The sequence below is a fragment of the Kribbella sp. NPDC104218 genome, from assembly GCF_055584105.1.
Genome location: NZ_JBVJMQ010000001.1, coordinates 3109256 through 3132655 on the forward strand (window position 1 = coordinate 3109256; position 23400 = coordinate 3132655).

Consider the following 23400-nt stretch of genomic DNA (forward strand, 5'->3'; position numbering starts at 1 on the left):
CACTCTAGACGTCGGAAGGGGCAGGAGTCATCTGACCTGCCGATTCCGGTCAAGCCCAGAATCAGGCTCGGTATGCCGTCCACATGTTGCTGATCCGGGTGCTCTGCCCCGGGGTGAACTGGTTGTAGCAGGAGTCGTAGGAGTAGTCCATGTAGTTGTGGATCGGGTCCACGCCCGGCAGCGAGCAGGAGTTCCGGCCGGTCGGGCACCCGCTTGACGCGCTGCCCTGGGCGGGCGTGTCGGCGACCGAGTCGTTCGTGCTCGTGCAGCCGCCCTGGAAGGTGTGGTAGAGCCCGAACCAGTGCCCGGCCTCGTGGGTCGCGGTCTTGCCGAGGTTGAAGTTCGTCGCCGAGCCGCCCGGCAGCGAGGTGTACTGCACCCGGATGCCGTCGATCCCCGGGTTGCTCGAGTAGTCCCACGGGAAGGTCGCGATCCCGAGGTAGGAGAAGTTGACCAGCCAGATGTTGAGCGCGTTCTTCCCGCCCTTGCGGGTCTGCGACCGGTACGTCGTGCTCTGGCCGTCGGTGTGCCAGGTGCTGTTGTTGTACCGGTACGTCCCGGCCAGCGTGAACGTGAAGCCGGTGTTCGCCGCCTGCGACGACTCGCCGCCGGCGAAGTTCTGGTTCAGCTCGGCGATCTGCTGGGTGATCTGGGCGTTGGTGACGTCACCGCCGCCGGAGTTGTTCCGCATCACGTGCACGTAGACCGGTACGTTCGCCGCGGCCAGCTTGCCCGGCGCGGGCGCCAGACCGCGGGCCCGCTTGGCCTTCAGCAGCTCGGCCGTCTTGGCTTCGATCGAGATCTGCTCGGCCTTCGACAGCTCCCGGTGGTCGGCCCCGTGACCGCCACGGGCCTCCGGGCCGGCGGCCGGCTGAATACACGGGTTCCCGGTCTGGCTGGCCGGCAACTGCGCGGTCGCCGTCCCGCCGAGCGGGCTGAACGCGAGCGCTCCACCGGCGACGAGTACGGCGAGTGCACGGGGACGAGTGATGAAAGATCGCATATAGCGTCCTCCAGAAGATGGGCCGCTATGGGCGGTGCGGCCGAATCCCCCCGATTTTCCGCGTCACTCCGCGATACGCAACCTGTTACCTGACCACGCAGTGCCACGGCACCACCACGCCGTGCCGCCGACCGCCCACCCGGCGAGACCGGGTGGGCGGCGGTCAAATGCTTGGTTCAGCAGGCCGGCTCGCCGGGCTGGGCGCCCAGGCTGACGGCGTTCCAGGCGGCCTTGACCTTGTTGTACTTGGCGCAGGTCGGGTCCAGGTTCTTGGCGGCCTGGAGGGTGTTGACCCGGTACTTGCCGTACGTCATGCCGCTGGTCTTCATCAGCATGGCGTTGTAGAAGATCCGGCCGGCCTCCTGGATGCCGATACCGGTCATCGTGGTGCCGTTACAGGTCGGGCTGACCGGCTGGCCGTTGGTCGGGTTCGAGCCCTCGGCGAGCAGGTAGAACCAGTGGTTCATCGGGCCGGCCGCGGCGTGCACCGAGGTGGGCAGGCTGGTGGACCAGCAGTTCGGGTGGCCGGACACGTTGTTCGGCTTGTACATGTGGCGAATCGGTCCCTGGCCGACCAGGTTGACCTGCTCGCCGACGGTGTAGTCGGGTGCGTCGTTCGGGTTGTTCAGGTAGGCCTCGGTGATCGCGCCCCAGATGTCGGCGACGGCCTCCTGGGTGCGGCCGCCGGAGATGCCGCTCGGGGTCAGGGCGTCGAGGCCGTGGCCGTACTCGTGCGCGACGACGTCGGTCGCGGTGATCCACTGGTTCTGGTTGTTGTAGCCGAAGGTCACGCCGCCCGGGTTGGCCGAGTGGTTCCAGAACGCGTTGACATCCGGCAGCCCGACCTCGGCGTCCGCCCAGCTGCCGCTGCCGTTGAGGCCGTTGCGGCCGTACCAGTTCTTCAGCAGGTCCCACTCGCCCTTGGCGACGTACATGACGTCGACGCAGCCGGAGACCTTGTCGGTCCGGCTGGCGCTGCCCCAGACGTCGTCCGCGTCGGCCATCACGGCGTTGGTGCTGTAGTCGATACACGACAGGCCCGGCCGGGCCGGGTCGGTCATCCGGTAGGTGCCGCCGGAGAGGGTGGTGCCGAAGGAGAGTCCGGTGCGGTTCCAGATGCCGGTTCCGGTACCGGACGCCGTCATCTCGGAGTTGTACGCGACGCGGCCGGTGGTGGCGTCGACGTACACGAGCTCTTGGGTGTCGCCGGTGCCGTGGTCGTGACCGGCGTGCTTGGCCTTACCGGACACCGGGACCCGCCAGGCCAGGATCGGCCGCGGCTGGTCGACCACCAGGACGACGAGCTCCGGCTTGCCGGTCGCCGCGACGCTGGTGAACGAGCCGCGGGCCGCGGTGGTCGCGGCGGCCGCGGCCAGCTTCGGAGTGGTCGAGACGGTGATCGGCGCCTTGGAGGCGACCATCGTGGACAGGACGTTTCCGGCGGCGTCCGTCGAGACGACCGCGTCGCCACCGACCACCGGGAGTCCCTGGTAGGTCTTGTCGTAGTTCACGTAGAACAGGTCCTGGCTGGTGGCGTCGCCGCCCTCGACGACGCCGAGCCGGACGAACTGCTCAGCCGAGCTCTTCTTCAGGCCGAGGGCGTTGACCGCCTTGTCGGCCGCGGCGACGGCGGTCGCGGTGGCGTCCGGCGGGGTGCTCTGCTCGGCGGGGGTCGCGGCAAAGCTGGTATTGGCCAGGCTCGCGCCGACCAGGGCGACGGTCAGACCGCTGGCGGCAGCCAGCCGGACGGCACGCCGATGGGCAGGAAAATTCCTCACGGTGGTGCTCCTCACGGGGCGGTGGGGCGGGAAGCGGGCCGGCCCCCTCACTGGGGCGACCTTGGGGAAAACCATCGGGAATTCCGGTCTACCAAGCAAGGGAAAGTCGCTCTCGGTCTCACTCCGATGACGCACCGCAAGGGTTTGCCTTCGCCCGGACGCCGGGATTCCGCGCCGCCGGCGTTGACACGGCGGCCTAGGATTGACTCAATGGATCGTCGGTAGACCATTGAGTGAGGAGCCGCCGTGACCGGTCTGTTGGGTGTTCAGGAGCTGCGGGACCTGGTGGCGAGCGGCGAGATCGACACCGTGCTGGTGGCGATCACCGACATGCAGGGGCGGCTACAGGGCAAGCGCTGCGGCGGCCGGTACTTCGTCGAGGAGGTGCTCGGCCACGGCACCGAGGGCTGCAACTACCTGCTGGCCGTCGACGTGGACATGAACACCGTCGACGGGTACGCGATGTCGTCCTGGGAGCGCGGGTACGGCGACCTCGTGATGGCCCCCGATCTGGACACCCTCCGCCTGGTCCCCTGGCTGGAGGGGACGGCGATGGTGCTGTGCGACGTGCAGTGGCTCGATCGGACGCCGGTCGTCGCGTCGCCCCGGCAGGTCCTGCGCAAGCAGCTCGACCGGCTCGCCGAGCGCGGCCTGAAGGCGTACGTCGGCACCGAGCTGGAGTTCATCGTCTTCGACGACACCTTCGAGGCCGCGTGGGACAAGCGCTACCAGGGCCTGACTCCGGGCAACCAGTACAACGTCGACTACTCCCTGCTCGGCACCACCCGGGTCGAGCCGCTGCTGCGCGCGATCCGCAACGGCATGACCGGCGCCGGCCTGTACGTCGAGTCGGCCAAGGGCGAGTGCAACCTCGGCCAGCACGAGATCGCGTTCAAGTACGACGAAGCTCTCAAGACCTGCGACAACCACGCGATCTACAAGACCGGAGCGAAGGAGATCGCCTCCCAGCACGGCAAGAGCCTCACGTTCATGGCGAAGTACGACGAACGCGAGGGCAACTCGTGCCACATCCATCTCAGCTTCCGCTCGGACGACGGCGCCGCCGTCCTGGCCGGGGACCGGGAGCACGGCTTCTCGGAGCTGATGGAGCAGTTCATCGCCGGCCAGCTCGCCTGCCTTTCCGAGTTCACCTACCTGCTGGCGCCGAACATCAACTCCTACAAGCGGTTCCAGAAGGGCAGCTTCGCGCCGACCGCGGTCGCGTGGGGTCTCGACAACCGCACCTGCTCGCTGCGGGTGGTCGGCCACGGCCTCTCGCTGCGCGTCGAGAACCGCCTCCCCGGCGGGGACGTGAACCCGTACCTCGCCGTCGCCGCGATCATCGCCGCAGGGCTGCACGGGATCGAGAACGAGCTCGAGCTCGAACCCCTCCTCGAGGGCAACGCCTACGAGTCCGACAAGGAGCACGTCCCGGCCACCCTCCGCGAGGCCGCCGCCCTGTTCACCGGCTCCAAGCTGGCCCGCGAGGCCTTCGGCGACGAGATGGTCGACCACTATGCGAACGCCGCCCGCGTGGAGCTCGACGCGTACGACGCCGCCGTCACCGACTGGGAGCGGATCCGTGGTTTCGAACGCCTCTAAGCCCCGGATCGGTATCACCACCTACCTCGAACCGACCGTTTGGGGAGTGTGGGAGCGCGAGGCCGCGCTGCTGCCCCGCGTCTACCTCGACGCGGTCGCGCGCGCCGGCGGCGTACCGCTGCTGTTGCCGCCGGTCGGCACCGACCCGACCGTCCTCGACGTCCTCGACGGCCTGATCATCGCCGGTGGCTGCGACGTCGACCCCGGGTCGTACGACGCCGTCCCGCACGCGGAGACCGTCGACACCAGGCCGGGCCGGGACGAGCACGAGGCGATCCTGATCCGGGCCGCGCTCGACCGCGACCTGCCGCTGCTCGCGATCTGCCGCGGCCTGCAGATGCTCAACGTGACGCTCGGTGGCACGCTGCACCAACATCTGCCCGATTTGATCACCAGCGACGAGCATCGTCCGTCCCCGGCGGTCTTCGGGCGCACCGAGGTCAAGCTCGAACCGGACAGCCTCACCGCGCGCCTGCTCGGCGACCGCAGCAGCGTGCACTGTTACCACCACCAGGCCCTGGACGCCGTCGCCCCCGCGCTCCGCGTGACCGCCCGCGCCGCGGACGGAACGGTCGAGGCCGCCGAGGTCGACGGGTACGACTTCGCGCTCGGCGTCCAATGGCATCCCGAGGAGAACGCCGAGGACCTGCGGCTGTTCACCGCACTGATCGATGCATCCAGGAGACGGACCGCATGACGTACGACGTGATCAACCCGGCCACCGAGAAGGTCGTCCGTACGATCGAGCTGGCGACCGAGGCGCAGACCGACGAGGCGATCGCCCGGGCCGCGAAAGCCTTTGAAACTTGGCGAAACGTCACGCCCGCCGACCGTGGCCGACTGCTCAGGAGGTTCGCGGACGCCGTTGATGCGGACCTCGAACACCTTGCCGCGCTGGAGGTCGAGAACGCCGGGCACACGATCGGCAACGCGCGCTGGGAGGCCGGCAACGTCCGCGATGTGCTGACCTATTACGCCGCCGCGCCGGAACGCCTGTTCGGCAAGCAGATTCCGGTTGCCGGGGGCATCGATGTCACGTTCCAGGAGCCACTTGGCGTGGTCGGGATCATCGTCCCGTGGAACTTCCCGATGCCGATCGCCGGTTGGGGTTTCGCGCCGGCGCTTGCCGCCGGCAACACTGTGGTCCTGAAGCCCGCTGAGCTGACGCCGCTGACCGCGATCCGGCTCGGTGAGCTGGCCCTGCAAGCGGGCCTGCCCGCGGATGTCTTCCAGGTGCTCCCCGGCGCCGGCCAGGTCGTCGGCCAGCGGTTCGTGACGAACCCGGCCGTCCGGAAGGTCGTTTTCACCGGCTCGACCGCGGTTGGCAAGCAGATCATGGCCGGTTGCGCCGAGCAGGTGAAGCGCGTGACGCTGGAGCTCGGCGGGAAGTCGGCCAATATCGTCTTCGCTGACGCGGATCTGGAGAAGGCGGCGGCCCAGGCGCCGTCCGGCGTCTTCGACAACGCCGGGCAGGACTGCTGCGCGCGATCGCGGATCCTGGTCGAGCGGACGGCGTACGACCGGTTCCTCGAACTGCTCGAACCGGCGGTGAAAGCGTTCCAGGTCGGCGATCCGAGCGACCCGGCGACGGAGATGGGCCCGTTGATCTCGCGGCAGCAGCTCGACCGGGTGGCGTCGTACGTCGAGCGGCCGGCCTTCCAGGGCAGCGCGCCGTCCGGGCCGGGGTTCTGGTTCCCGCCGACCGTGCTCGAACACGTCGTCCCGGCGGAGATCTTCGGGCCGGTGGTCAGCGTGGTCCCGTTCACCGACGAGGCGGACGCCGTCCGGCAGGCCAACGACTCCGAGTACGGCCTGTCCGGCTCGATCTGGACGCGGGACGTCGGTCGCGCGCTCCGCGTCAGCCGGGGCGTCGAGGCCGGCAACCTGTCGGTCAACTCGAACTCGTCGGTGCGGTACTCGACGCCGTTCGGCGGTTACAAGCAGTCCGGGCTCGGCCGTGAGCTCGGACCGGACGCGCTCGACGCGTTCACCGAGACCAAGAACATCTTCATCAGCACGGAGGACTGAATGACGGACGTGAAGGCACACCGGCTCGAGGGTCGCGTCGCGGTGGTGACCGGCGGCGCGAGCGGGATCGGTCTGGCGACGGTACGCCGGTTCGCCGCCGAGGGCGCCAAGGTCGTCGTGGCCGATATCGACCCGGCCACCGGGAAGGCGGCCGCGGACGAGGTCGGCGGGCTGTTCGTCACGGCCGACGTGACCGACAAGACCGCGGTCGACAACCTGTTCCAGCAGGCCTTCGACACCTACGGCAGTGTCGACATCGCGTTCAACAACGCGGGGATCTCGCCGCCCGAGGACGCCTCCATCCTGGACACCGACCTGGAGACCTGGCGCAAACTGCAGGAGGTCAACCTGACCTCGGTGTACCTGTGCTGCAAGGCCGCGATCCCGTTCATGCAGCGGCAGGGCAAGGGGTCGATCATCAACACGGCGTCCTTCGTCGCGGTGATGGGCGCGGCCACCTCGCAGATCGCCTACTCGGCCTCGAAGGGCGGCGTCCTCGCGATGAGCCGCGAGCTGGGCGTCGAGTTCGCCCGGCAGGGGATCCGGATCAACGCGCTCTGCCCGGGGCCGGTGAACACGCCGCTGCTGGAGGAGCTGTTCGCCAAGGACTCCGAGCGTGCGCAGCGCCGGCTCGTGCACGTGCCGATGGGTCGCTTCGGCGAGCCGGAGGAGATCGCCGCCGCGGTCGCCTTCCTGGCCAGCGACGACGCGTCCTTCATCACCGCCAACACGTTCCTCGTCGACGGCGGGATCTCCGGCGCCTACGTGACACCCCTCTAGGCTTGGCTCATGGTTGCCCAGGCAGATGACGCCGTGTTCCGGCCGGTCCGGACCGGTAACCCGTTCGAGGAGACGGTCGAGCGGTTGCTGCAGGCAATCAAGCTGGGCGTGGTCGCACCGGGGGAGCGGCTGCCGGCCGAGCGGGATCTCGCGACCCGCCTGAACGTCAGCCGCGTCACCCTGCGGGAAGCGATCCACGCCCTCACCGAGGCCGGGTACGTCGAGTCCCGGCGCGGCCGCTACGGCGGCACATTCGTCAACGAGCAGCTCCCGAAACCCCGCCGTACGCCGGCCCGCCGGATCGCCCGCGAGCTCGGCGACGGCCTCGAAGACGCCCTCACCCTACGCGCCGCCCTCGAGATCGGCGCCGCCGAAGCCGCCGCGGCCCGCGACCTCTCAGCTGCTGAGATCGACCACCTGCAACGCTGTCTGGCCGACACCGCCACCGCCAACCTCACCGACTACCGCCGCTTCGACTCCCGCCTCCACCTGGCCATCGCCGAAGTCACCGGCTCCCCCTCCCTCACCTCCGCCGTCGCCGACGCCCGCATGCGCCTCAACGAACTCCTAGACGCCATCCCCCTCCTCGCCCGCAACATCACCCACTCCAACGACCAGCACCAAACCATCGTCCAAGCCATCCTCACCAACAACCCACCCGCCGCCCGAGCCGCCATGACCCAACACCTAGCCGGCACCGCCACCCTCCTCCGAGGCTTCCTCACCTGATCCATTGACACTAATGGTCTTCGGGCAGACCATTGGGGGATCTTTCGGCGCGAGGAGGATCCGTGAGCGAGCAGAACACTCCGATGTCCGATGACGAGAAGCGGCTGCATCAGCTGGGGTACGCGCAGGAGTTGTCGCGAACGATGTCGGGGTTCTCGAACTTCGCGGTGTCGTTCACGATCATCTCGATCCTGTCCGGCTGTTTGACGCTGTACGGGTTCGGGCTGAACACCGGCGGCCCGGTGATGATCGTGTGGGGCTGGCCGTTGGTCGGCTTGATGACGTTGTTCGTCGGCCTCGCGATGGCCGAGGTGTGTTCGAGTTATCCGACCGCCGGCGGTTTGTACTACTGGGCGGCGAAACTCGCCCCGTCGAACGGCGCCGCCTGGTCCTGGTTCACCGGGTGGTTCAACTTCCTCGGCCAGGTCGCGGTGACGGCCGGGATCGACTTCGGCGCCGCGTTCTTCCTGAACGCGTTCCTCGACCTGCAGTTCGGCTTCAGCGCCACCCCCGGCCACACGATCCTGCTGTTCGGCATCATCCTGCTCGTCCACGCCCTGCTGAACTCGCTCGGCGTCAAACTCGTCGCGAAACTCAACGACATCAGCGTGTGGTGGCACATCGTCGGCGTCCTGTTCATCGTCGGCGCGCTGGTGATCATCCCCGACAAACACCAGTCGGCCGGTTTCGTCTTCGGCCACTTCGTCAACAACACCGGCTGGGGCTCCACCTTCTACGTCGGCCTGCTCGGTCTGCTGCTCGCGCAGTACACGTTCACCGGGTACGACGCCTCCGCGCACATGACCGAGGAAACGCACGACGCGGCCCGCTCCGGCCCGCGCGGCATCGTGATGTCGATCCTGGTCTCGCTCGGCGCCGGCTGGGTCCTGCTGATCGGCCTGACATTCGCGATCCAGAGCTACGACGGCGCGCTCGGCAGCGAGACCGGCGTCCCGCCCGCGCAGATCTTCATCGACGCGGTCGGCCTGGTCCTCGGCAAGATCCTGCTGCTCGTCGTGATCGGCGCCCAGCTCTTCTGCGGGATGGCGTCGGTGACCGCGAACTCGCGGATGATCTACGCGTTCTCCCGGGACGGCGCGCTGCCCGGCTCGTCGATCTGGCACAAGATCAACAGCAAGACGCGGACGCCGACCAACGCGATCTGGCTCGCCGCCGGCGGCGCGTTCGTCCTCGGTCTGCCGTACCTGTGGAACGCGACGGCGTACGCCGCGGTGACGTCGATCGCGGTCATCGGGCTCTACATCGCCTACGTCCTGCCGACGCTGCTCCGGCTGCTGCAGGGTGACAAGTTCCAGCCCGGCCCGTGGTCACTCGGCCGCTGGAGCCGGCCGGTCGGGATCATCGCGATCACCTGGGTCTGCTTCATCACGATCCTGTTCATGCTGCCGCAGGTCAGCCCGGTCACCGGTAGCACTTTCAACTACACGCCGGTCGCCGTCCTGGTCGTCCTCGGCTTCGCGACCACCTACTGGTTCGTCTCCGCGCGCAAGTGGTTCACCGGCCCCAAGGTCCAGGGCAGCGAGGCCGAGCTGGCCGCCATCGAACGCGACCTCGACGTCATCTAAGTCACTCTCTGTCATCGATTGTGTCGGGTCGCCATCTGGTGCCCCGGCACTGTCGTGCCGCTCCGAGCGCTCTGATCACCCCAGGTTCGGGTGACAGGATGGTGTCGAGACGGTTTCCTCATGTGACACTCGCCGTGTCGGACGGTCTTCGGCTGTTTTAATCAGCAAGGGATAACCTCCGAGGAGCTAAGTGATCGATGACTGACGACGAGCTGGTAGGCCGGGGCGCGCTGGTCGAGCGTGCGCGCAAGCAGCTCGAGACCAGCGGGAGCGTGCTGCTCTACGGTCCGACCGGTATCGGCAAGTCGGCCCTCGGCCGCGCCCTGGTCGCGGACCGGGCCAAAGCCGGCTACCGGGTCCTGAGCGCGGCGCCGTCGCAGAGCGAGGCCGGGCTCCCGTACGTCACTCTCCTCGATCTCCTCTCCAACCAGCTCGAGCTGGCGTGGCAGGTCCTGCCGGACCACCTCCGCCAGCCGCTAGAGGTCGCTCTGCTCAAGGCGAGCGCTCCGGACACCGTCCGCGATGAGCTGGCCGTCCGCCTCGCCGTCCTGCACGTGCTGCGCCGTCTGGCGGCGCAGGGGCCGGTGCTGCTGGTCGTCGACGACATCCAGTGGGTGGACCCGTCCAGCCTGGAGGTGCTCACGTTCTGTGCTCGGCGGCTGTCTGAGGGCGTACACATGCTCTCCACCGAGCAGGTCGCCGACGGAGACCTGCCAGTGATGGCCGAGGCCTGTCCGGAGCCGGTGCTCCAACTCGAAGTGCCGCCGCTGACCGAAACCGACGTACTCAGCCTCCTCCGCCAGCGGCTCTCCAGCCCGCTGCCTGTCCGTACTGCGCGCCGCATCTTCACCGCGAGCGCCGGGAACCCGTTCATGGCGCTGGAGCTCGGCCGCGCCGTCCTGCGGCACCCGCAGGGGGTCTCGCCCAACGACCCGCTCCCGGTGTCGAGCCGGCTCAAGACACTGCTCGGCGACCGCCTGTCCGACCTGAGCGACGGCGCACACGAGCTGTTGCTCCATGCGGCGTCCTCACCCCGTCCCACCACCACTCAGCTCGCGCAGTCCCTCGGCCGCACGATCGAGACCGAGCTGGCCGAGGCCGAGGCGCTGGGCCTGGTCGACATCGCCGCCGAGCGGCTGCGGTTCGCTCACCCGCTACTCCGCGAGTTCGTGTACGCCGAAGCGACCTCAGCGGCCCGTCGGCAGGCGCACGCCCAGCTGGCCGCCGTCGTCGAGGAACCGGTCGAGAACGCGACCCACCGAGCCCTGGCGACCCAGGAGGCGGACGCCGAGCTCGCAGTGGCCATCGAAGCGGCTGCCGCGGTGGCCGCCGGCCGTGGCGCGCCGGGCGCGGCCGCGACGCTGTGGCGGCTGGCTGCCGAGCGGACGCCGAGCAGCCTGCCGGACGACCGCGCGCGCCGCCTGACCAGCGCCGCGGACGACGCCGCAGCCGCCGGGCACCTGGCCGAATCGGCTGACATGGCGCGCCTCGCCGTCCAGGCCGCGACCCAGCCGGGCACCAAGGTGCCTGCCCTGCTGCTCCAGGTGGACGCCGCCTGGCCGGACCGGGATCGCCGGGTCGAGCTGCTGAACGAGGCGTTCGAGGCGGCTCAGGGTGACGACCGGCTCGAGGCGCGGGTGCGGATCATGCTCAGCCACAGCGCGTACTTCGACCGTCGGCTCGAAGATGCCCAGGAGCACGCTCGCGTGGCCGAGGAGCTGGCCCGAGCATCCGGTGACACCGAAGCGCTGGTGGATGCGCTGAGCGCGACGAGCTCGGTCCTGATGGCCTGGGACGCCGGCCAGAGTGCCGACTCGCTCCTGCAGCAGGCTGCCGAGCTGGCTCGCGATCTGCCGCTCACCAAGGCCGTAGTCAACGCGCGGCAGATGGCCGCGATGCAGGAGCTGTTCCGCGGCCGGACAGCAGAGGCGATCACCGCGATCAGCACGCTGGTCGAAGAGGTCCGTGACGGCGGCGCTATGCGCTGGCTCGCCTCGGTGCTCATTTCGGCGACGGCAATCTACGAGCGCAGCGGCCGCGGTGCGGACGCCGTAGCCGCCGGTCACGAGTGCTACCAACTGATGCAGGACATCGGCGAAGAGGCCGAGGTCGGTCTGATCGTCGCGAGCCGTTCGGAGTGGGCCGGCGGTACGGCGGCCATGGCGCGTCAGCTCGCCGACGCCGCGCTGGAGGGGGTCCGGCTGGTCGGCAACGACGAGTGGACCGGTCCGGCGCTGGCTTCGCAGGGCCTGATCGGCGTCCTGACCGGAGACCCGCAGCGCGCGGTCGAGGCGTTCGACGCGATCGCAGAGTCCGGCGAAGCAGCCATGCCGTTCGATCCGGCGATCATCCCCTGGCACGCGGACTACGCCGAAGCGCTGGTCGCCGCCGGCCGCCTGGACGACGCAGCCCTGCTGATCGCCGACATCCGCTCCCGCGCCGAGACACTGGACCGCGCGGTGATGAAAGTCGGCCTAGCGCGCTCCGAAGCCCTCCTGATCGCCAAACAGGGCGACCCGGCCGCAGCCCTCGACCTACTCGACAAAACCATCAGCACAGCCGGCAACCGCGTCTACCCCCTGGACCTGGCCCGCTGCGAACTCACCCGCGGCCGCGTAGCCCGCCAAGCCCGCCGCCGCTCAGTAGCCCGCACAGCCTTCCTGGACGCCATCGAACAGTTCGAGACCTACGGCGCCCCCGCCTGGCGCGAAGTAGCCGAAACCGAACTGGCCCGCCTCGACGTCCCCAGCCGCAGCCGCCAACCCTCCGAACTCACCGACAACGAGCAACAAATCGTCGCCATGGTCCGCGACGGCTCCACCAACCGCGAAATCGCCGCCGCCCTCTACCTCTCCGTCAAAGCCGTAGAGTCCCAACTAACCCGCCTCTACCGCCGCTTCGGCGTAGCCAACCGCACCCAACTCCTCCGCACCGTAGACCGCCCGCACTCCTGATTCGGGGGCGCTCCACAATGGTGGGGTGAAACTTGAGCGGAAGCATGCGGTGGTTTTGTTGGGGATCGCGGTGTGGAACGTGGTGACTTATCTGCGGTTCATCAAGGCGTTGGTGGAGACGCCGGAGGATCGGCCGACGGGGTACTACGTGGCGCACAGCATCTTGATTGTGGTGAACCTCGCGATTGCCGGGGTGTTGGGGACGTGGGGTGTGAAGGCTTACAAGGCGAGCAGGGTCAGCGGCGGGCGAAAGCCGACGGTGTGACGCCGAGGAGGTTGCGGAAGTGGCGGGTCAGGTGGGACTGGTCGTAGAAGCCGGAGAGGGTGGCTGCTTCGGCGGGTGGGCGGCCGGCTAGTAGGTGGCGGCGGGCCAGGTCTACTCGGCGGCCGGTCAGGTAGCGGTGGGGTGGTATGCCGTAGTGGCGGCTGAAGGAGCGGACGAGGTGGACTGGGTGCGCCTGGATGATGCGGGATGCCTCGTCGAGGGTTAGCCCTGCTGGCACTTGGGCGTCTAGTAGGTCGCGGAGTTGTTTGGCGATGCCGGGGTCGCGCTGGTGTGGCGGATCGGTGATGTGGCGGTGCAGGTGTTGCCGGAGGCGCTCTTCGATCAGAGTCAGGCGGCTCTGGGCTTCCAGGTCTTCTGTTCCGTCGACCAGGACGCCGTGCAGTTGGTGGATGCGGTGGCGGAGCGTGGCGTCGGCGTACTCGGGCTGGTCGACGGCTGCGCCGATCAGGTCGGCATCCAGGCGATCGCTCTCCAGGTAGAGGACGCGTTTGCGGAAGCCGCCGGGGCGGACGGAGCGGCCGTCGTGAGCTACGTGCGGTGGCAGTAGGGAGACCTGCGCTTGGGCCAGGCCGTGCTCGCGGTGGTCCAGGTCGTACCGGACGGCGCCTTCGTCGACGATCAGGACCGTCCAGGCGTCGTGGGTGTGGCTTGGGTAGGCGTGTGACGGGAAATGGGCGTGCAGGACCTCGACGACGCCGCTGAGCGCGGGCCGCCATGCCTTCACACTCGGTTGCACACCTCCAGAACATACGCTTCTCGGCGTGAAGGTCTACATCAGCGCAGATATGGAAGGCATCACCGGGCTGGTCGACGCGGAGGACGTGCAGCCGCCGGGCCGCGACTACGAGCGCGGCCGGGTGATGATGACCGAGGACGTGAATGCGGCGATCCGCGGTGCGTACGCGGGTGGTGCGACCGGCGTCCTGGTCAACGACGCGCACGGCCCGATGCGCAACCTGCTGCCGGAGCTGCTCGACCCGCGCGCCGCGCTGATCAAGGGCCGCCCGAAGCCGATGGGCATGATCGAGGGGCTGACGAGCGAGTACCACGCCGTCCTGTGCGTCGGCTTCCACGCCCGGGCCGGCGTCCTCGGCGTCCTCAGCCACAGCTTCATGGGCCACGAGATCGAAGACATCTGGCTCGACGACCGCGTCACCGGCGAGATCGGCTTGTTCCACGCGACCGCGGCGGCGTACGGCGTCCCGGTCGCTCTGCTCACCGGCGACGACACCGCCTGCGCCGAGATGACCGCCTGGGACGACGCCGTCCGCACGGTCGCGGTCAAACACGCCAAAGACCGTTTCGCCGCCCAACTCGTCCCGGTCGCCGAGGCCCGCGCAGCCATTGAGACGGCTGCCTCCGCCGCGCTCGGCGCGCTCCCCATGGTCGCCCCGCAAGGCGAGCACACCCTCGCCGTCCGCTGGCAATCCGCCTCCGTCGCGTCGCACCTGACCGCGATCCCCGGCGTCGCCCGCCGCGACGACCGCACGGTCACGCTGACGGCCGACATGCTCCAGCTCTACCGAGTCTTCAACCTCTTCCTGCGCGTCGCCACCGCGGTCACCTCGAACCCGCCGTACTGCTGAGGGAGGTTCAGAACGTACAAGACCGGCTGGAGGCGGCCGACTGAGGATGAGCGGGTGGACAACGAACCGATTCGCTTCGAGACCAAGATCGCCGTCCTCTTGCGGGAGGACCTCCCGACCTGGCAGCGGCTCAACGTGACCGCGTTCCTGGTGAGCGGGATCGCGGGTACCCACCCCGAGGTCGTCGGGGAGCCGTACGAGGATGCGGACGGCGTCCGCTACCTGCCGATGTTCCGGCAACCGGTGCTCGTCTTCGAGGGCAGCAAGGAATTCATGGCGACCGCTCACCAGCGCGCGCTCCAGCGCGGCGTCGAGCACTCCGTCTTCACTCAGGAACTGTTTGCCACCGGCAATGACCGGGACAACCGCGCCGCCGTCCGGGCGGTCGCCACCGAGGCCCTCGATCTGGTCGGGATCGCCTGCTACGGCCCGAAGAACGCCGTCGACAAGACCCTCAAGGGCGCCCGCATGCACCCCTAGCGCGGCGTGAAGTAGCTCCAGCTCTGGCCGCGGTCGGTGCTGAAGGCGACTCTGGTGAGGGTGGCTGACGGTTTCTCGACGGTGGTGCCGTAGATGAGCATGGTGTTGCCGTCCAAGCCGGCCAGCACGTGTGGCGCGGCTTTGAGCAGGCGGACTTCGCCGTCCGTGATGCTGTAGAGCGACGACACGGTGGCACCGGGGTTGCGGCCGGCCATGAGGACGGTGCCGTCCTCCAGCGCGACCGGCTTCCCATCGATCGCGTACGGCGTTTTCTGGACGACGCGCCAGGTGGTTCCGCCGTCGGTGGAGACCTTGGTCGTCGCCAGCCGGTCCAGTGCGTCGGAGGCCGGCTTCGAGGAGGTCGCGACGACGGTCGCGCCGCTCGGGCTGACCGCCAGCCAGCGGCCCGCGTCGCGGTCGTCGAGCGGTTCGTGCTTCCAGGTCTTTCCGCGGTCGAGAGTCCAGAAGATCGTGTCGAACGACTGGCCGCCGAGGACGTACACGTTGCCGGCCAGATCCCGGACCGGCCGCCCGGGCGTGCCCACGGCGTCCGGGAGCTCCAGGCGGCGCAGGGTCGAGTTTCGCAGGTTCAGGACGGCGAGCAGACCCGGCCGGCCCAGATCCGTCACCACCTCGTCCGAGTCGAAGGTCGGCGACGGCGGCGCGTAGTTCAGCCCGGATTGCAGCGAGCCCTCACTGGCCGTGAGCTTCACGAACATGGCGTCCGTCCAGCCGGGGCTGTCCTGCTCCAAGGTGAGGTCCGACGTGTAGAGGGCGACCGGGTCGCCGGCGACCATCAGCGTTCGCCACGGGTTCGGCCGGGTCGGTGTGAAGGCCATCGCGCCTTCGCTGCCGAGCGCGGCGGCGAAGCGGCACTCGCCTTGCGGGCAGGCGTTCCAGCTGGACACCCAGCGGGTCGGGCCGGTCGCGGCGACCGCCAGCAAGCTCGCGCCGGCGCCCTGGACCAGATCCTCGCCGCTGGCGGGATCCGTTACGGAGTCGGGGCCGGGGGTGTTGAGGCTCGGCTGGGGGGCGATCGGGACTTTGGGGCCGTCTCCGCCGGGGAGGTTGAGGAGCAGGAAGACCATGGCCACGACGGCGGTGACCGCGACCAGCAGCGACGTCCGGCGGCGGGTGCGGCGTCCGGCGGCGCGTCGGGCGAGGGATTCGAAGGGCGGGGCGTCGGTGACTTCCTGGACGGAGAAGGCCAGCTCCTTGAGATCAGACATGATCGACCTCCTCGGCGAGCTCTTGCAGGTACGGCGCGAGCCGGGCCCGGCCGCGAGCCAGGCGGGCCTTGACGGTGCCTTCGGGGATGTTGAGCTGGACGGCGATCTCGCGGGTGGGGAGATCGACGATGTGGTGCAGGGTGATGACTTCGCGCTGGTCCCAGGGCAGGCGGCGGAGTGCCGCGACCAGGGCGACGTGGTCCGGGGAGAGGCCGGGGACGGATTCGGCGGGCGGGCCGTTGCGGCTCATCAGCCGGTGGAAGGTCGAGGCCCGGCGGAACCGGCTGCGGGCGACGTTCAGCGCGACCATCCGCAGCCAGGCCTCGGGGTTGTCCACCTGGGCGAACCGGCGCGGCTTCTCGATCGCGCGGACGAAGGCCTCCTGGACGGCGTCCTCGGCCTCCGCGTGGCTGCCGCACAGGGCGTAGAGCTGGCCGACGAGGCGCCGGTAGCACCCGTCGTACACCTCGCGCAGGTTTTCCATCCGACCCCCAGTCAGCAATCAGCCTCTGCCCCGCACGACTCCTGAGGGGCAGAGGCTGGTTGCCTGATGTGAGCTAGCTCACACGCGACGGAAGATCAGCGCTCGTTTCACTTCCTGGATCGCCTTGGTGACCTCGATCCCGCGCGGGCAGGCGTCGGTGCAGTTGAAAGTCGTCCGGCAGCGCCAGACGCCCTCCTTGTCGTTGAGGATCTCCAGCCGCTGCTCGGTGCCCTCGTCGCGGCTGTCGAAGATGAACCGGTGCGCGCCGACGATCGCCTGTGGGCCGAAGTACTGGCCGTCGGACCAGAACACCGGGCAGGACGTCGTACAGGCCGCGCAGAGGATGCACTTCGTGGTGTCGTCGAAGCGGTCCCGGTCGGCCTGGGACTGGATCCGCTCGCGGGTCGGCTCGTGGCCGCTGGTGACCAGGAACGGCATCACCGAGCGGTACGCGTCGAAGAACGGCTCCATGTCGACGACCAGGTCCTTGAGTACCGGCAGGCCCTTGATGGGCTCGACGGTGATCTCCTTCTCCGGGTTCAGGTCCTTGATCAGGGTCTTGCAGGCCAGCCGGTTCCGGCCGTTGATCCGCATCGCGTCCGAACCGCAGACGCCGTGCGCGCAGGAGCGCCGGAAGGTCAGCGTGCCGTCCTGCTCCCACTTGATCTTGTGCAGCGCGTCCAGGACCCGGTCGGTCGGCTGCAGGGTGACGGCGTACGTCTTCCACTCGGCCTCGTCGACGACCTCGGGGTTGTACCGGAGGATCTTGACCTTGACGTCCATCAGTACTTCCGCTCCATCGGCTTGTAGCGGGTCTGGATCACCGGCTTGTAGTCCAGGCGGATGTTGATGTTGCCCTCGGCATCGAGCTCGCGGTAGGCCATCGTGTGCCGCATGAAGTTCACGTCGTCGCGCTTGTCGTAGTCCTCGCGGAAGTGCCCGCCGCGGGACTCCTTACGGGCCAGCGCGGAGACCACCAGCACCTCGGCCAGGTCGATCAGGAAGCCGAGCTCGACCGCCTCGAGCAGGTCGGTGTTGAACCGTTTGCCCTTGTCCTGCACGGAAACCTGCGCGAACCGCTCCTTGAGCCGCTCGATGTCGACCAGCGCCTGCTTCAGCGAACCCTCGGTCCGGTACACCTGGGCGTTCAGGTCCATGGTGGCCTGCAGGTCGTTGCGGATGGCGGCCACCCGCTCCTCGCCGGTGGCGTTCCGCATCCCCTCGATCAGGTCGACGACGAACGTCTCCGGCGCCTCCGGCAACTCCTCGAAGACGGCGGTCTCGGCGTACTCCGCGGCGGCGATGCCGGCCCGGCGGCCGAAGACGTTGATGTCGAGCAGCGAGTTCGTGCCGAGCCGGTTGGCGCCGTGCACGGATACGCAGGCGACCTCGCCCGCGGCGTACAGGCCGGGGATGACGTCGTCGTTGTTGGCCAGCGCCTCGCCCTTGATGTTGGTCGGGATGCCGCCCATCGCGTAGTGCGCGGTCGGGAAGACCGGGATCTGCTCGGTGTACGGCTCGACGCCCAGGTACGTCCGCGCGAACTCGGTGATGTCCGGCAGTTTGGCGTCGATGTGCGCGGGCTCGAGGTGGGTCAGGTCGAGCATCACGTACGCGCCGTCCGGACCGCAGCCGCGGCCCTCGCGGACCTCGTTGGCCATCGCGCGGGCGACCATGTCGCGCGGCGCGAGGTCCTTCACGGTCGGCGCGTAGCGCTCCATGAAGCGCTCGTTGTCCTTGTTCCGCAGGATTCCGCCCTCACCGCGGGCCGCCTCCGAGAGCAGGACGCCGAGGCCGGCCAGGCCGGTCGGGTGGAACTGGAAGAACTCCATGTCCTCCAGCGGCAGGCCCTTGCGCCAGACGATACCCATCCCGTCGCCGGTCAGCGTGTGCGCGTTGGACGTCGTCCGGAACACCTTGCCGAAACCGCCGGAGGCGAACACGATCGACTTCGCGCTGAAGATGTGCAACTCGCCGGTGGCCAGCTCGTAGGCGACCACGCCGGTCGCCTTACCGGCCACCATCAGCAGGTCCAGGACGTAGAACTCGTTGAAGAACTCGACGTTCTGCTTGATGCATTGCTGGTAGAGCGTCTGCAGGATCATGTGGCCGGTGCGGTCCGCGGCGAAACAGGACCGGCGGACGACGGCCTCGCCGTGGTTGCGGGTGTGCCCGCCGAAGAAGCGCTGGTCGATCTTGCCCTCGGCCGTCCGGTTGAACGGCAGACCCATCTTCTCCAGGTCGAGGACGGCGTCCACGGCCTCGCGGCACATCACCTCGGCGGCGTCCTGGTCGACCAGGAAGTCACCGCCCTTGACGGTGTCGAAGGTGTGCCACTCCCAGTTGTCCTCCTCGACGTTGGCCAGCGCGGCGCACATGCCGCCCTGGGCCGCGCCGGTGTGCGACCGGGTCGGGTAGAGCTTGGTGAGCACCGCCGTCCGGGTCCGCTTGCTGGACTCGAGGGCGGCGCGCATCCCCGCGCCGCCGGCGCCGACGATGACCACGTCGTACTGATGCCGCTGCATCTGTGAACCTCTCCTAAAACTAACGCAGTCCTACTGGCAGACCGACAGCGTGCTGTGCGGGTCCAGGCAGGGATCGAAGGTGAAGATCACCAGGGTGCCGAGGACGACGATCACGATCGAGGCCGTGACCAGCAGACTCTTCAGCCAGAACCGGGTCTGGTCCTTCTCGGCGTAGTCGTTGATGATCGTCCGCATCCCGTTGGTGCCGTGCAGCATCGCCAGCCACAGCATCAGCAGGTCCCAGACCTGCCACAGCGGGCTGGCCCACTTACCGGCGACGAACGCGAAGTCCAGGCCGTTGATCCCGTCGCCGAGCATCAGGTTCGTGAACAGGTGGCCGAGGACCAGGACGACCAGCGCGAGGCCGGACAGCCGCATGAACAGCCAGCTGTAGAGCTCGAAGTTGGTCTGGCCGGAGCGGTTCCGGCCGCCGCCCTTGAGGTTGCGGGCGCGGGAGCTGGAGCGCGGCGCCGCGATGTCGCTCATCTCAGCCTCCGAAGACGTGGGTCAGGTGGCGGGCGACGAACGGGACGAACAGCGCGATCCAGACCACGCCGACGCCGATCATCAGCTTGCGCTGGTTCCGCGGGCCCTTGGCCCAGAAGTCGACCAGGATCAGCCGGATGCCGTTGAACGCGTGGAACAGGATGGCCCCGACCAGGCCGACCTCCATCAGGCCGACGATCGGGTTCTTGTAGGTGCCGATGACCTCGTTGTAGGCCTCCGGCGACACCCGGACCAGCGCGGTGTCGAGAACGTGGACGAGCAGGAAGAAGAAGATTCCCACGCCGGTGATCCGGTGCGCGACCCATGACCACATGCCCTCCCGGCCACGGTAGAGCGTGCCGGCTGGTTTGCTGGGCAAACCGATCCTCCGATCGGATCTCGGATTCGAGAGCCGGTGCGGCTGCCGCGATCTCGGCTCGGCCCGGTCGGAAACCGCGCCGGTTCGATGGTAGTCCCGCCGTTCGGCGGCTTTTGTCCTGACAGGTGTGACATCGCTCTCGCGACCGGTTGACCTCAACCGGTCTTTAACCTCCAGGCTGAAGATCCGAATGAGGGGAGATCACGGTGAGTTTCTGGATCTGTGCAACCTGTGCCGTCGAGCATGCCGAGCAGGTCGAGGTGTGCTTGATCTGCGCGGACGAGCGGCAGTGGGTGCCGTCCGACGGCCAGCACTGGACGACGCTCGACGAGCTGGCCGCTGCGGGGACGACGGTCGCGATCGAGGAGGTCGAGCCGGGCCTGTACGGCGTCACCTCCAAGCCGCCGGTGGGGATCGGCCAGCAGTCGATGCTCGTGACAACGGCCGAGGGCAACCTGCTCTGGGATCCGATCGGCTTCGTGGACGACGCCGCGGTCGCCCGGGTCCGCGAGCTCGGCGACGTGGTGGCGATCGTTGCCAGCCACCCGCACATGTACGGCGTCCAGGTCGAGTGGAGTCACCGGCTGGGCGACGTCCCGGTCTACGTCTCCGAGGCGGACGCCGAGTGGGTCGCCCGGCCGGATGCGGTGATCCGGCCGTGGTCCGGTGAGCTCAACCCGCTGCCCGGCGTCACGCTGATCCAGCCGGGCGGGCATTTCCCGGGGAGCGCGGTCGTGCACTGGGCGGCCGGTGCCGAGGGCAAGGGCGTGATCCTGTCCGGCGACACCATCTTCGCCAACCCGGACCGGACGTCGGTGAGCTTCATGCGCAGCTACCCGAACCGCATCCCGCTGTCCGGCGGCGTCGTCGACCGCGTCGCCCGGGCCGTCGACCGGTTCGAGTTCGACCGGCTCTACAACAACTTCGGCTCGGTCATCCCGGTCGACGCCAAGGCCATCGTCCGCCGCTCCGCCGACCGGCACATGGCCTGGACCAGCGGAGCCAACGACCACCTGACCTGAGCGTCGCTAACGACATGAGGTAGTACGCCGCCGGCGCCGTTCGCACGCTCAGCGCCGCCTGAGCAGCGCCGGATCCGGCGACTACCTCATGTCCTAAGCGGCGAGTCTCGCGCTGGCGAGGCGGTGGTGCAGGGCGAGCATGTGGCGGATGCAGGTCGGCCAGTCGTAGCGTTCGGCGCGTCGACGGGCTGCCGCGCGGCGTCCGGGGAGCTGAGCGAGTTCGAGTACGGCGTCCGCCAGGGCAGCCGGGGTGGCGGGGGCCCAGCGGCCGCAGGAGGCGTCGACCAGCTCACGAGCGCCGCCGGTGTCGGCGGTGACGACCGGCGTCCCGGCGGCGAGCGCCTCCAGGACGGCCAGGCCGAAGGTCTCGCCGGGGCAGACGGACAGTGCGACGTCCGCCTCGGTGAGGTGCCTGGCCAGGTTGCGGCGGCCGTCGACGTACCCGTGGAAGGTGATCGGCGCGTCGCCGGCGATCGCTTCTAGCTCGTCGAGGTGCGGGCCGGAGCCGTAGACGTCCATCCGGAGCGGGACGCCGCGGCGGTGCAGCTCGACCGCGGTCGCGACGGCCAGGTGCGGGCTCTTCTCGCGGGAGAGCCGTCCGGCGTGCACGAGCTTGAGGACGCCGTCGTCCGCCGGCTCGCCGAGCTCGGGGTGGAAGGTGTCCAGGTCGACGCCGAGCGGGATCCGGACCAGGGGAGTGGTGACCTCGTCGAACTCGGCGGCGGCGTACCGGGAGGTGACCACGACGGCGTCGTACGTCCGGCTGAGCAGGCGGTAGAGCGCGCTGACGCCGGTCGCGACGCTCGGCCGGTACTGCGCGCCTTCACCGCCGAGGCTCTTCGGGCGGGCAGTCCGCAGCGAGAGCATCGCGTCCAGCCGCTCATGGCTGAACAGGACCGACCCGATGTCGTTACGCCGCGCCCAGCGGGCCACCGGCAGCAGGGTCGACTTGTCGGAGATCTCGACCGTGGTCGGGCCGAACTTCTCCAGCGTGTCGATCACCTTCCACGGGTCGGTGATGAGTCGGTAGCCGCCGCCGACCTTGGGCGCCTTGATCCGGACGACGGTGCCGAACTCGGTCTCCAGGACGACGTCCCGCTCGCCCGGCGTGATGACGATCCGCTCGGCGCCGGCCGCGACGTACCCCTGGCCGACGTGCTCGATCGCCGTCCGCATCCCGCCGGAGGTCGGGCCGACGAAGTTGGCCAGCTGGGCGATCCGGAGGCCGTTCACGCGACCCGCCGGACGGCCGCGGCTTCGGCCAGGACCTCGGCGTAATGCCGGTCGACCAGGTCGTCGACGACGGCGGGCCAGGTCCGGGTCTGGACCCGCTCCAAGCCCTTCGCCGCCATCCGGGCCCGGGCCTCCGGATGGTCGATCAACGTGCTGACGGCTGCCCGGAGCGAGCCGGGTTTACCCGGTTCGAACAGCAGGCCGTTCTCGCCGGGGTGGATCAGGTCGAGCGGGCCGCCGGCGGCCGGGCCGACCGTGGCGACGCCGGAGGCCTGCGCCTCCTGGATCGTCTGGCAGAACGTCTCGTGCTCACCTGTGTGCACGAACACGTCGAGACCGGCGAAGATCGACGCCAGGTCGGCGCCCCGGCGCATCCCGAGGAAGGTTGCCGTCGGCAACGCGTGCTCCAGGGCCGCGCGATCGGGGCCGTCGCCGACGATGACGAGCCGGCAGCCCAGGTCGGTCAGCTCAGCGAGCCGGCGGACCTTCTTCTCCGCGGCCAGCCGGCCGACGTACCCGACGATCGGCTGACCATCCGGGGAGATCTCCCGGCGCCAGGCCTCGTCACGGTGCTTGGGGTCGAACAGGTCCAGGTTCACGCCGCGGCCCCACAGATGCACCCGCGGGACGCCGCCCTGCACGAGCGCGTTCACCGAGGCGGACGACGGCGCCAGCGTGCGGTCGGCGCGGCCGTGGGTCCGGCGTACCCAGCGCCAGATCCCGCGGTCCGCGGCGGCGAACCAGGGGTACTGCCGGGCGAAACCGGCGATATCGGTCTGGAAGATCGCCACCGTCGGCAGGCCGAGTTTGCGGGCCGCCCGCAGTCCGTAGGCGCCGATGATGAACGGCGACGCGAGATGCACCAGATCCGGCCGGAAATCGGCCATCGCCCGCTCGATCGACGGGTCCGGCAGGCCGACCGGGAACTCCTTGTACCCCGGCGTCCGGAAGCTCCGGGCCCGGATCACCGGGACGTCGCCGTACCGGTCGGGCCCCGGCCCGGGCGCGATGATGAGCAGCTCGTGCCCGCGGGCACGGAGCCGGTCGGCGACGTGGCGAGCCGTGTTCGCCACGCCATTGATCTGCGGCAGGAAGGTCTCGGCAACCATCACGATTCGCACCCTTCGGAGGTTCCGGGTCGCGTGTGAACCCTCGGCGACGACTCCGTGACACGTGGTCGATGCCCTGTCGACGCCTTCAAGGCCGCTTGATGTCTGCCCGGTGACCGGG

22 protein-coding genes are annotated in these 23400 nt (G+C 69.2%); 11 read left to right on the forward strand and 11 right to left on the reverse strand.

Translation table 11 applies throughout. From position 1 onward, the window contains the following. Nucleotides 1-61: 61 nt before the first annotated feature. Nucleotides 62-1003: a zinc metalloprotease gene (locus tag ACZ6ZD_RS14625; protein ID WP_465672017.1), complete on the reverse strand. Its 942-nt coding sequence runs from the start codon at nt 1001-1003 to the stop codon at nt 62-64. Nucleotides 1004-1179: 176 nt separating this feature from the next. Beyond that, complete coding sequence (locus tag ACZ6ZD_RS14630; protein ID WP_465672019.1) at nt 1180-2781, reverse strand: M4 family metallopeptidase; 1602 nt, start codon at nt 2779-2781, stop codon at nt 1180-1182. 246 nt (nt 2782-3027) lie between these two features. On the opposite strand from ACZ6ZD_RS14630, the gene ACZ6ZD_RS14635 reads away from it, so the two are divergent. The 8 genes from ACZ6ZD_RS14635 (at nt 3028) to ACZ6ZD_RS14670 (ending at nt 12725) form a co-directional block, all read left to right on the forward strand. After that, on the forward strand, nt 3028-4383 hold the full coding sequence (locus ACZ6ZD_RS14635; RefSeq protein ID WP_465672021.1) for a glutamine synthetase family protein: 1356 nt from the start codon (nt 3028-3030) through the stop codon (nt 4381-4383). Beyond that, nucleotides 4364-5080, forward strand: coding sequence for a gamma-glutamyl-gamma-aminobutyrate hydrolase family protein (locus ACZ6ZD_RS14640; RefSeq protein WP_465672023.1), 717 nt, complete (start codon nt 4364-4366; stop codon nt 5078-5080). Before ACZ6ZD_RS14635 ends, ACZ6ZD_RS14640 begins: the two co-directional genes overlap by 20 nt. Beyond that, on the forward strand, nt 5077-6411 hold the full coding sequence (locus ACZ6ZD_RS14645) for an aldehyde dehydrogenase family protein (RefSeq protein WP_465672025.1): 1335 nt from the start codon (nt 5077-5079) through the stop codon (nt 6409-6411). The genes ACZ6ZD_RS14640 and ACZ6ZD_RS14645 overlap by 4 nt, the downstream gene beginning before the upstream one ends. Next, nucleotides 6412-7191: a 3-oxoacyl-ACP reductase gene (locus ACZ6ZD_RS14650; RefSeq protein WP_465672026.1), complete on the forward strand. Its 780-nt coding sequence runs from the start codon at nt 6412-6414 to the stop codon at nt 7189-7191. It begins immediately after the preceding gene. A gap of 9 nt (nt 7192-7200) precedes the next feature. Beyond that, nucleotides 7201-7920 (forward strand): FadR/GntR family transcriptional regulator, encoded by a 720-nt coding sequence (locus ACZ6ZD_RS14655; RefSeq protein ID WP_465672028.1) that lies wholly within the window; start codon nt 7201-7203, stop codon nt 7918-7920. 62 nt (nt 7921-7982) lie between these two features. Further along, complete coding sequence (locus ACZ6ZD_RS14660; protein WP_465672030.1) at nt 7983-9506, forward strand: amino acid permease; 1524 nt, start codon at nt 7983-7985, stop codon at nt 9504-9506. Between the two features lie 197 nt (nt 9507-9703). Then, nucleotides 9704-12460 carry a helix-turn-helix transcriptional regulator gene (locus ACZ6ZD_RS14665; RefSeq protein ID WP_465672032.1) on the forward strand — a complete coding sequence of 919 codons (2757 nt, stop codon included), beginning with the start codon at nt 9704-9706 and terminating at the stop codon, nt 12458-12460. Between the two features lie 25 nt (nt 12461-12485). After that, on the forward strand, nt 12486-12725 hold the full coding sequence (locus tag ACZ6ZD_RS14670; protein ID WP_171677868.1) for an SCO4848 family membrane protein: 240 nt from the start codon (nt 12486-12488) through the stop codon (nt 12723-12725). Here ACZ6ZD_RS14670 and ACZ6ZD_RS14675 read toward each other — a convergent pair. After that, on the reverse strand, nt 12697-13470 hold the full coding sequence (locus ACZ6ZD_RS14675) for an AraC family transcriptional regulator (protein ID WP_465672034.1): 774 nt from the start codon (nt 13468-13470) through the stop codon (nt 12697-12699). The genes ACZ6ZD_RS14670 and ACZ6ZD_RS14675 overlap by 29 nt on opposite strands. A 37-nt stretch (nt 13471-13507) precedes the next feature. Between ACZ6ZD_RS14675 and ACZ6ZD_RS14680 the strand changes: the two genes are divergently transcribed. After that, nucleotides 13508-14332, forward strand: coding sequence for a M55 family metallopeptidase (locus ACZ6ZD_RS14680; RefSeq protein WP_465672036.1), 825 nt, complete (start codon nt 13508-13510; stop codon nt 14330-14332). Between the two features lie 54 nt (nt 14333-14386). Next, nucleotides 14387-14812: a DUF2000 family protein gene (locus ACZ6ZD_RS14685; protein WP_465672038.1), complete on the forward strand. Its 426-nt coding sequence runs from the start codon at nt 14387-14389 to the stop codon at nt 14810-14812. Here the strand turns inward: ACZ6ZD_RS14685 and ACZ6ZD_RS14690 are convergent. The 6 genes from ACZ6ZD_RS14690 to sdhC all read right to left on the reverse strand — a co-directional run bounded on the left by ACZ6ZD_RS14690 (nt 14809) and on the right by sdhC (nt 19915). Continuing rightward, entirely contained in the window at nt 14809-16041 is a 1233-nt protein-coding gene (locus ACZ6ZD_RS14690) for a WD40/YVTN/BNR-like repeat-containing protein (RefSeq protein WP_465672040.1), read from the reverse strand. The two genes, ACZ6ZD_RS14685 and ACZ6ZD_RS14690, sit on opposite strands and share 4 nt — an antisense overlap. Further along, the gene (locus tag ACZ6ZD_RS14695; protein WP_465672042.1) at nt 16034-16525 is read right to left on the reverse strand and encodes an RNA polymerase sigma factor; all 492 of its coding nucleotides are present in this window, start codon (nt 16523-16525) and stop codon (nt 16034-16036) included. Before ACZ6ZD_RS14695 ends, ACZ6ZD_RS14690 begins: the two co-directional genes overlap by 8 nt. 78 nt (nt 16526-16603) lie before the next feature. Next, nucleotides 16604-17308 carry a succinate dehydrogenase iron-sulfur subunit gene (locus ACZ6ZD_RS14700; protein ID WP_167217328.1) on the reverse strand — a complete coding sequence of 235 codons (705 nt, stop codon included), beginning with the start codon at nt 17306-17308 and terminating at the stop codon, nt 16604-16606. Continuing rightward, a complete protein-coding gene (sdhA, locus tag ACZ6ZD_RS14705; protein ID WP_465672045.1) occupies nt 17308-19050 on the reverse strand; it encodes a succinate dehydrogenase flavoprotein subunit in 1743 nt (580 codons plus the stop codon). The genes ACZ6ZD_RS14700 and sdhA overlap by 1 nt, the downstream gene beginning before the upstream one ends. 30 nt (nt 19051-19080) lie before the next feature. Further along, nucleotides 19081-19536 carry a succinate dehydrogenase hydrophobic membrane anchor subunit gene (locus ACZ6ZD_RS14710; protein WP_465672047.1) on the reverse strand — a complete coding sequence of 152 codons (456 nt, stop codon included), beginning with the start codon at nt 19534-19536 and terminating at the stop codon, nt 19081-19083. A 1-nt stretch (nt 19537) separates the two neighbouring features. After that, complete coding sequence (sdhC, locus tag ACZ6ZD_RS14715; RefSeq protein WP_465672049.1) at nt 19538-19915, reverse strand: succinate dehydrogenase, cytochrome b556 subunit; 378 nt, start codon at nt 19913-19915, stop codon at nt 19538-19540. A 206-nt stretch (nt 19916-20121) separates the two neighbouring features. On the opposite strand from sdhC, the gene ACZ6ZD_RS14720 reads away from it, so the two are divergent. Beyond that, a complete protein-coding gene (locus ACZ6ZD_RS14720) occupies nt 20122-20937 on the forward strand; it encodes an MBL fold metallo-hydrolase (RefSeq protein WP_465672051.1) in 816 nt (271 codons plus the stop codon). A 93-nt stretch (nt 20938-21030) separates the two neighbouring features. On the opposite strand, the gene ACZ6ZD_RS14725 is transcribed toward ACZ6ZD_RS14720, so the two are convergent. Continuing rightward, nucleotides 21031-22170, reverse strand: a complete 1140-nt coding sequence (locus tag ACZ6ZD_RS14725; protein ID WP_465672053.1) for a glycosyltransferase — start codon at nt 22168-22170, stop codon at nt 21031-21033. After that, on the reverse strand, nt 22167-23291 hold the full coding sequence (locus ACZ6ZD_RS14730) for a glycosyltransferase family 4 protein (RefSeq protein ID WP_465672055.1): 1125 nt from the start codon (nt 23289-23291) through the stop codon (nt 22167-22169). The genes ACZ6ZD_RS14725 and ACZ6ZD_RS14730 overlap by 4 nt, the downstream gene beginning before the upstream one ends. Nucleotides 23292-23400: the final 109 nt, after the last annotated feature.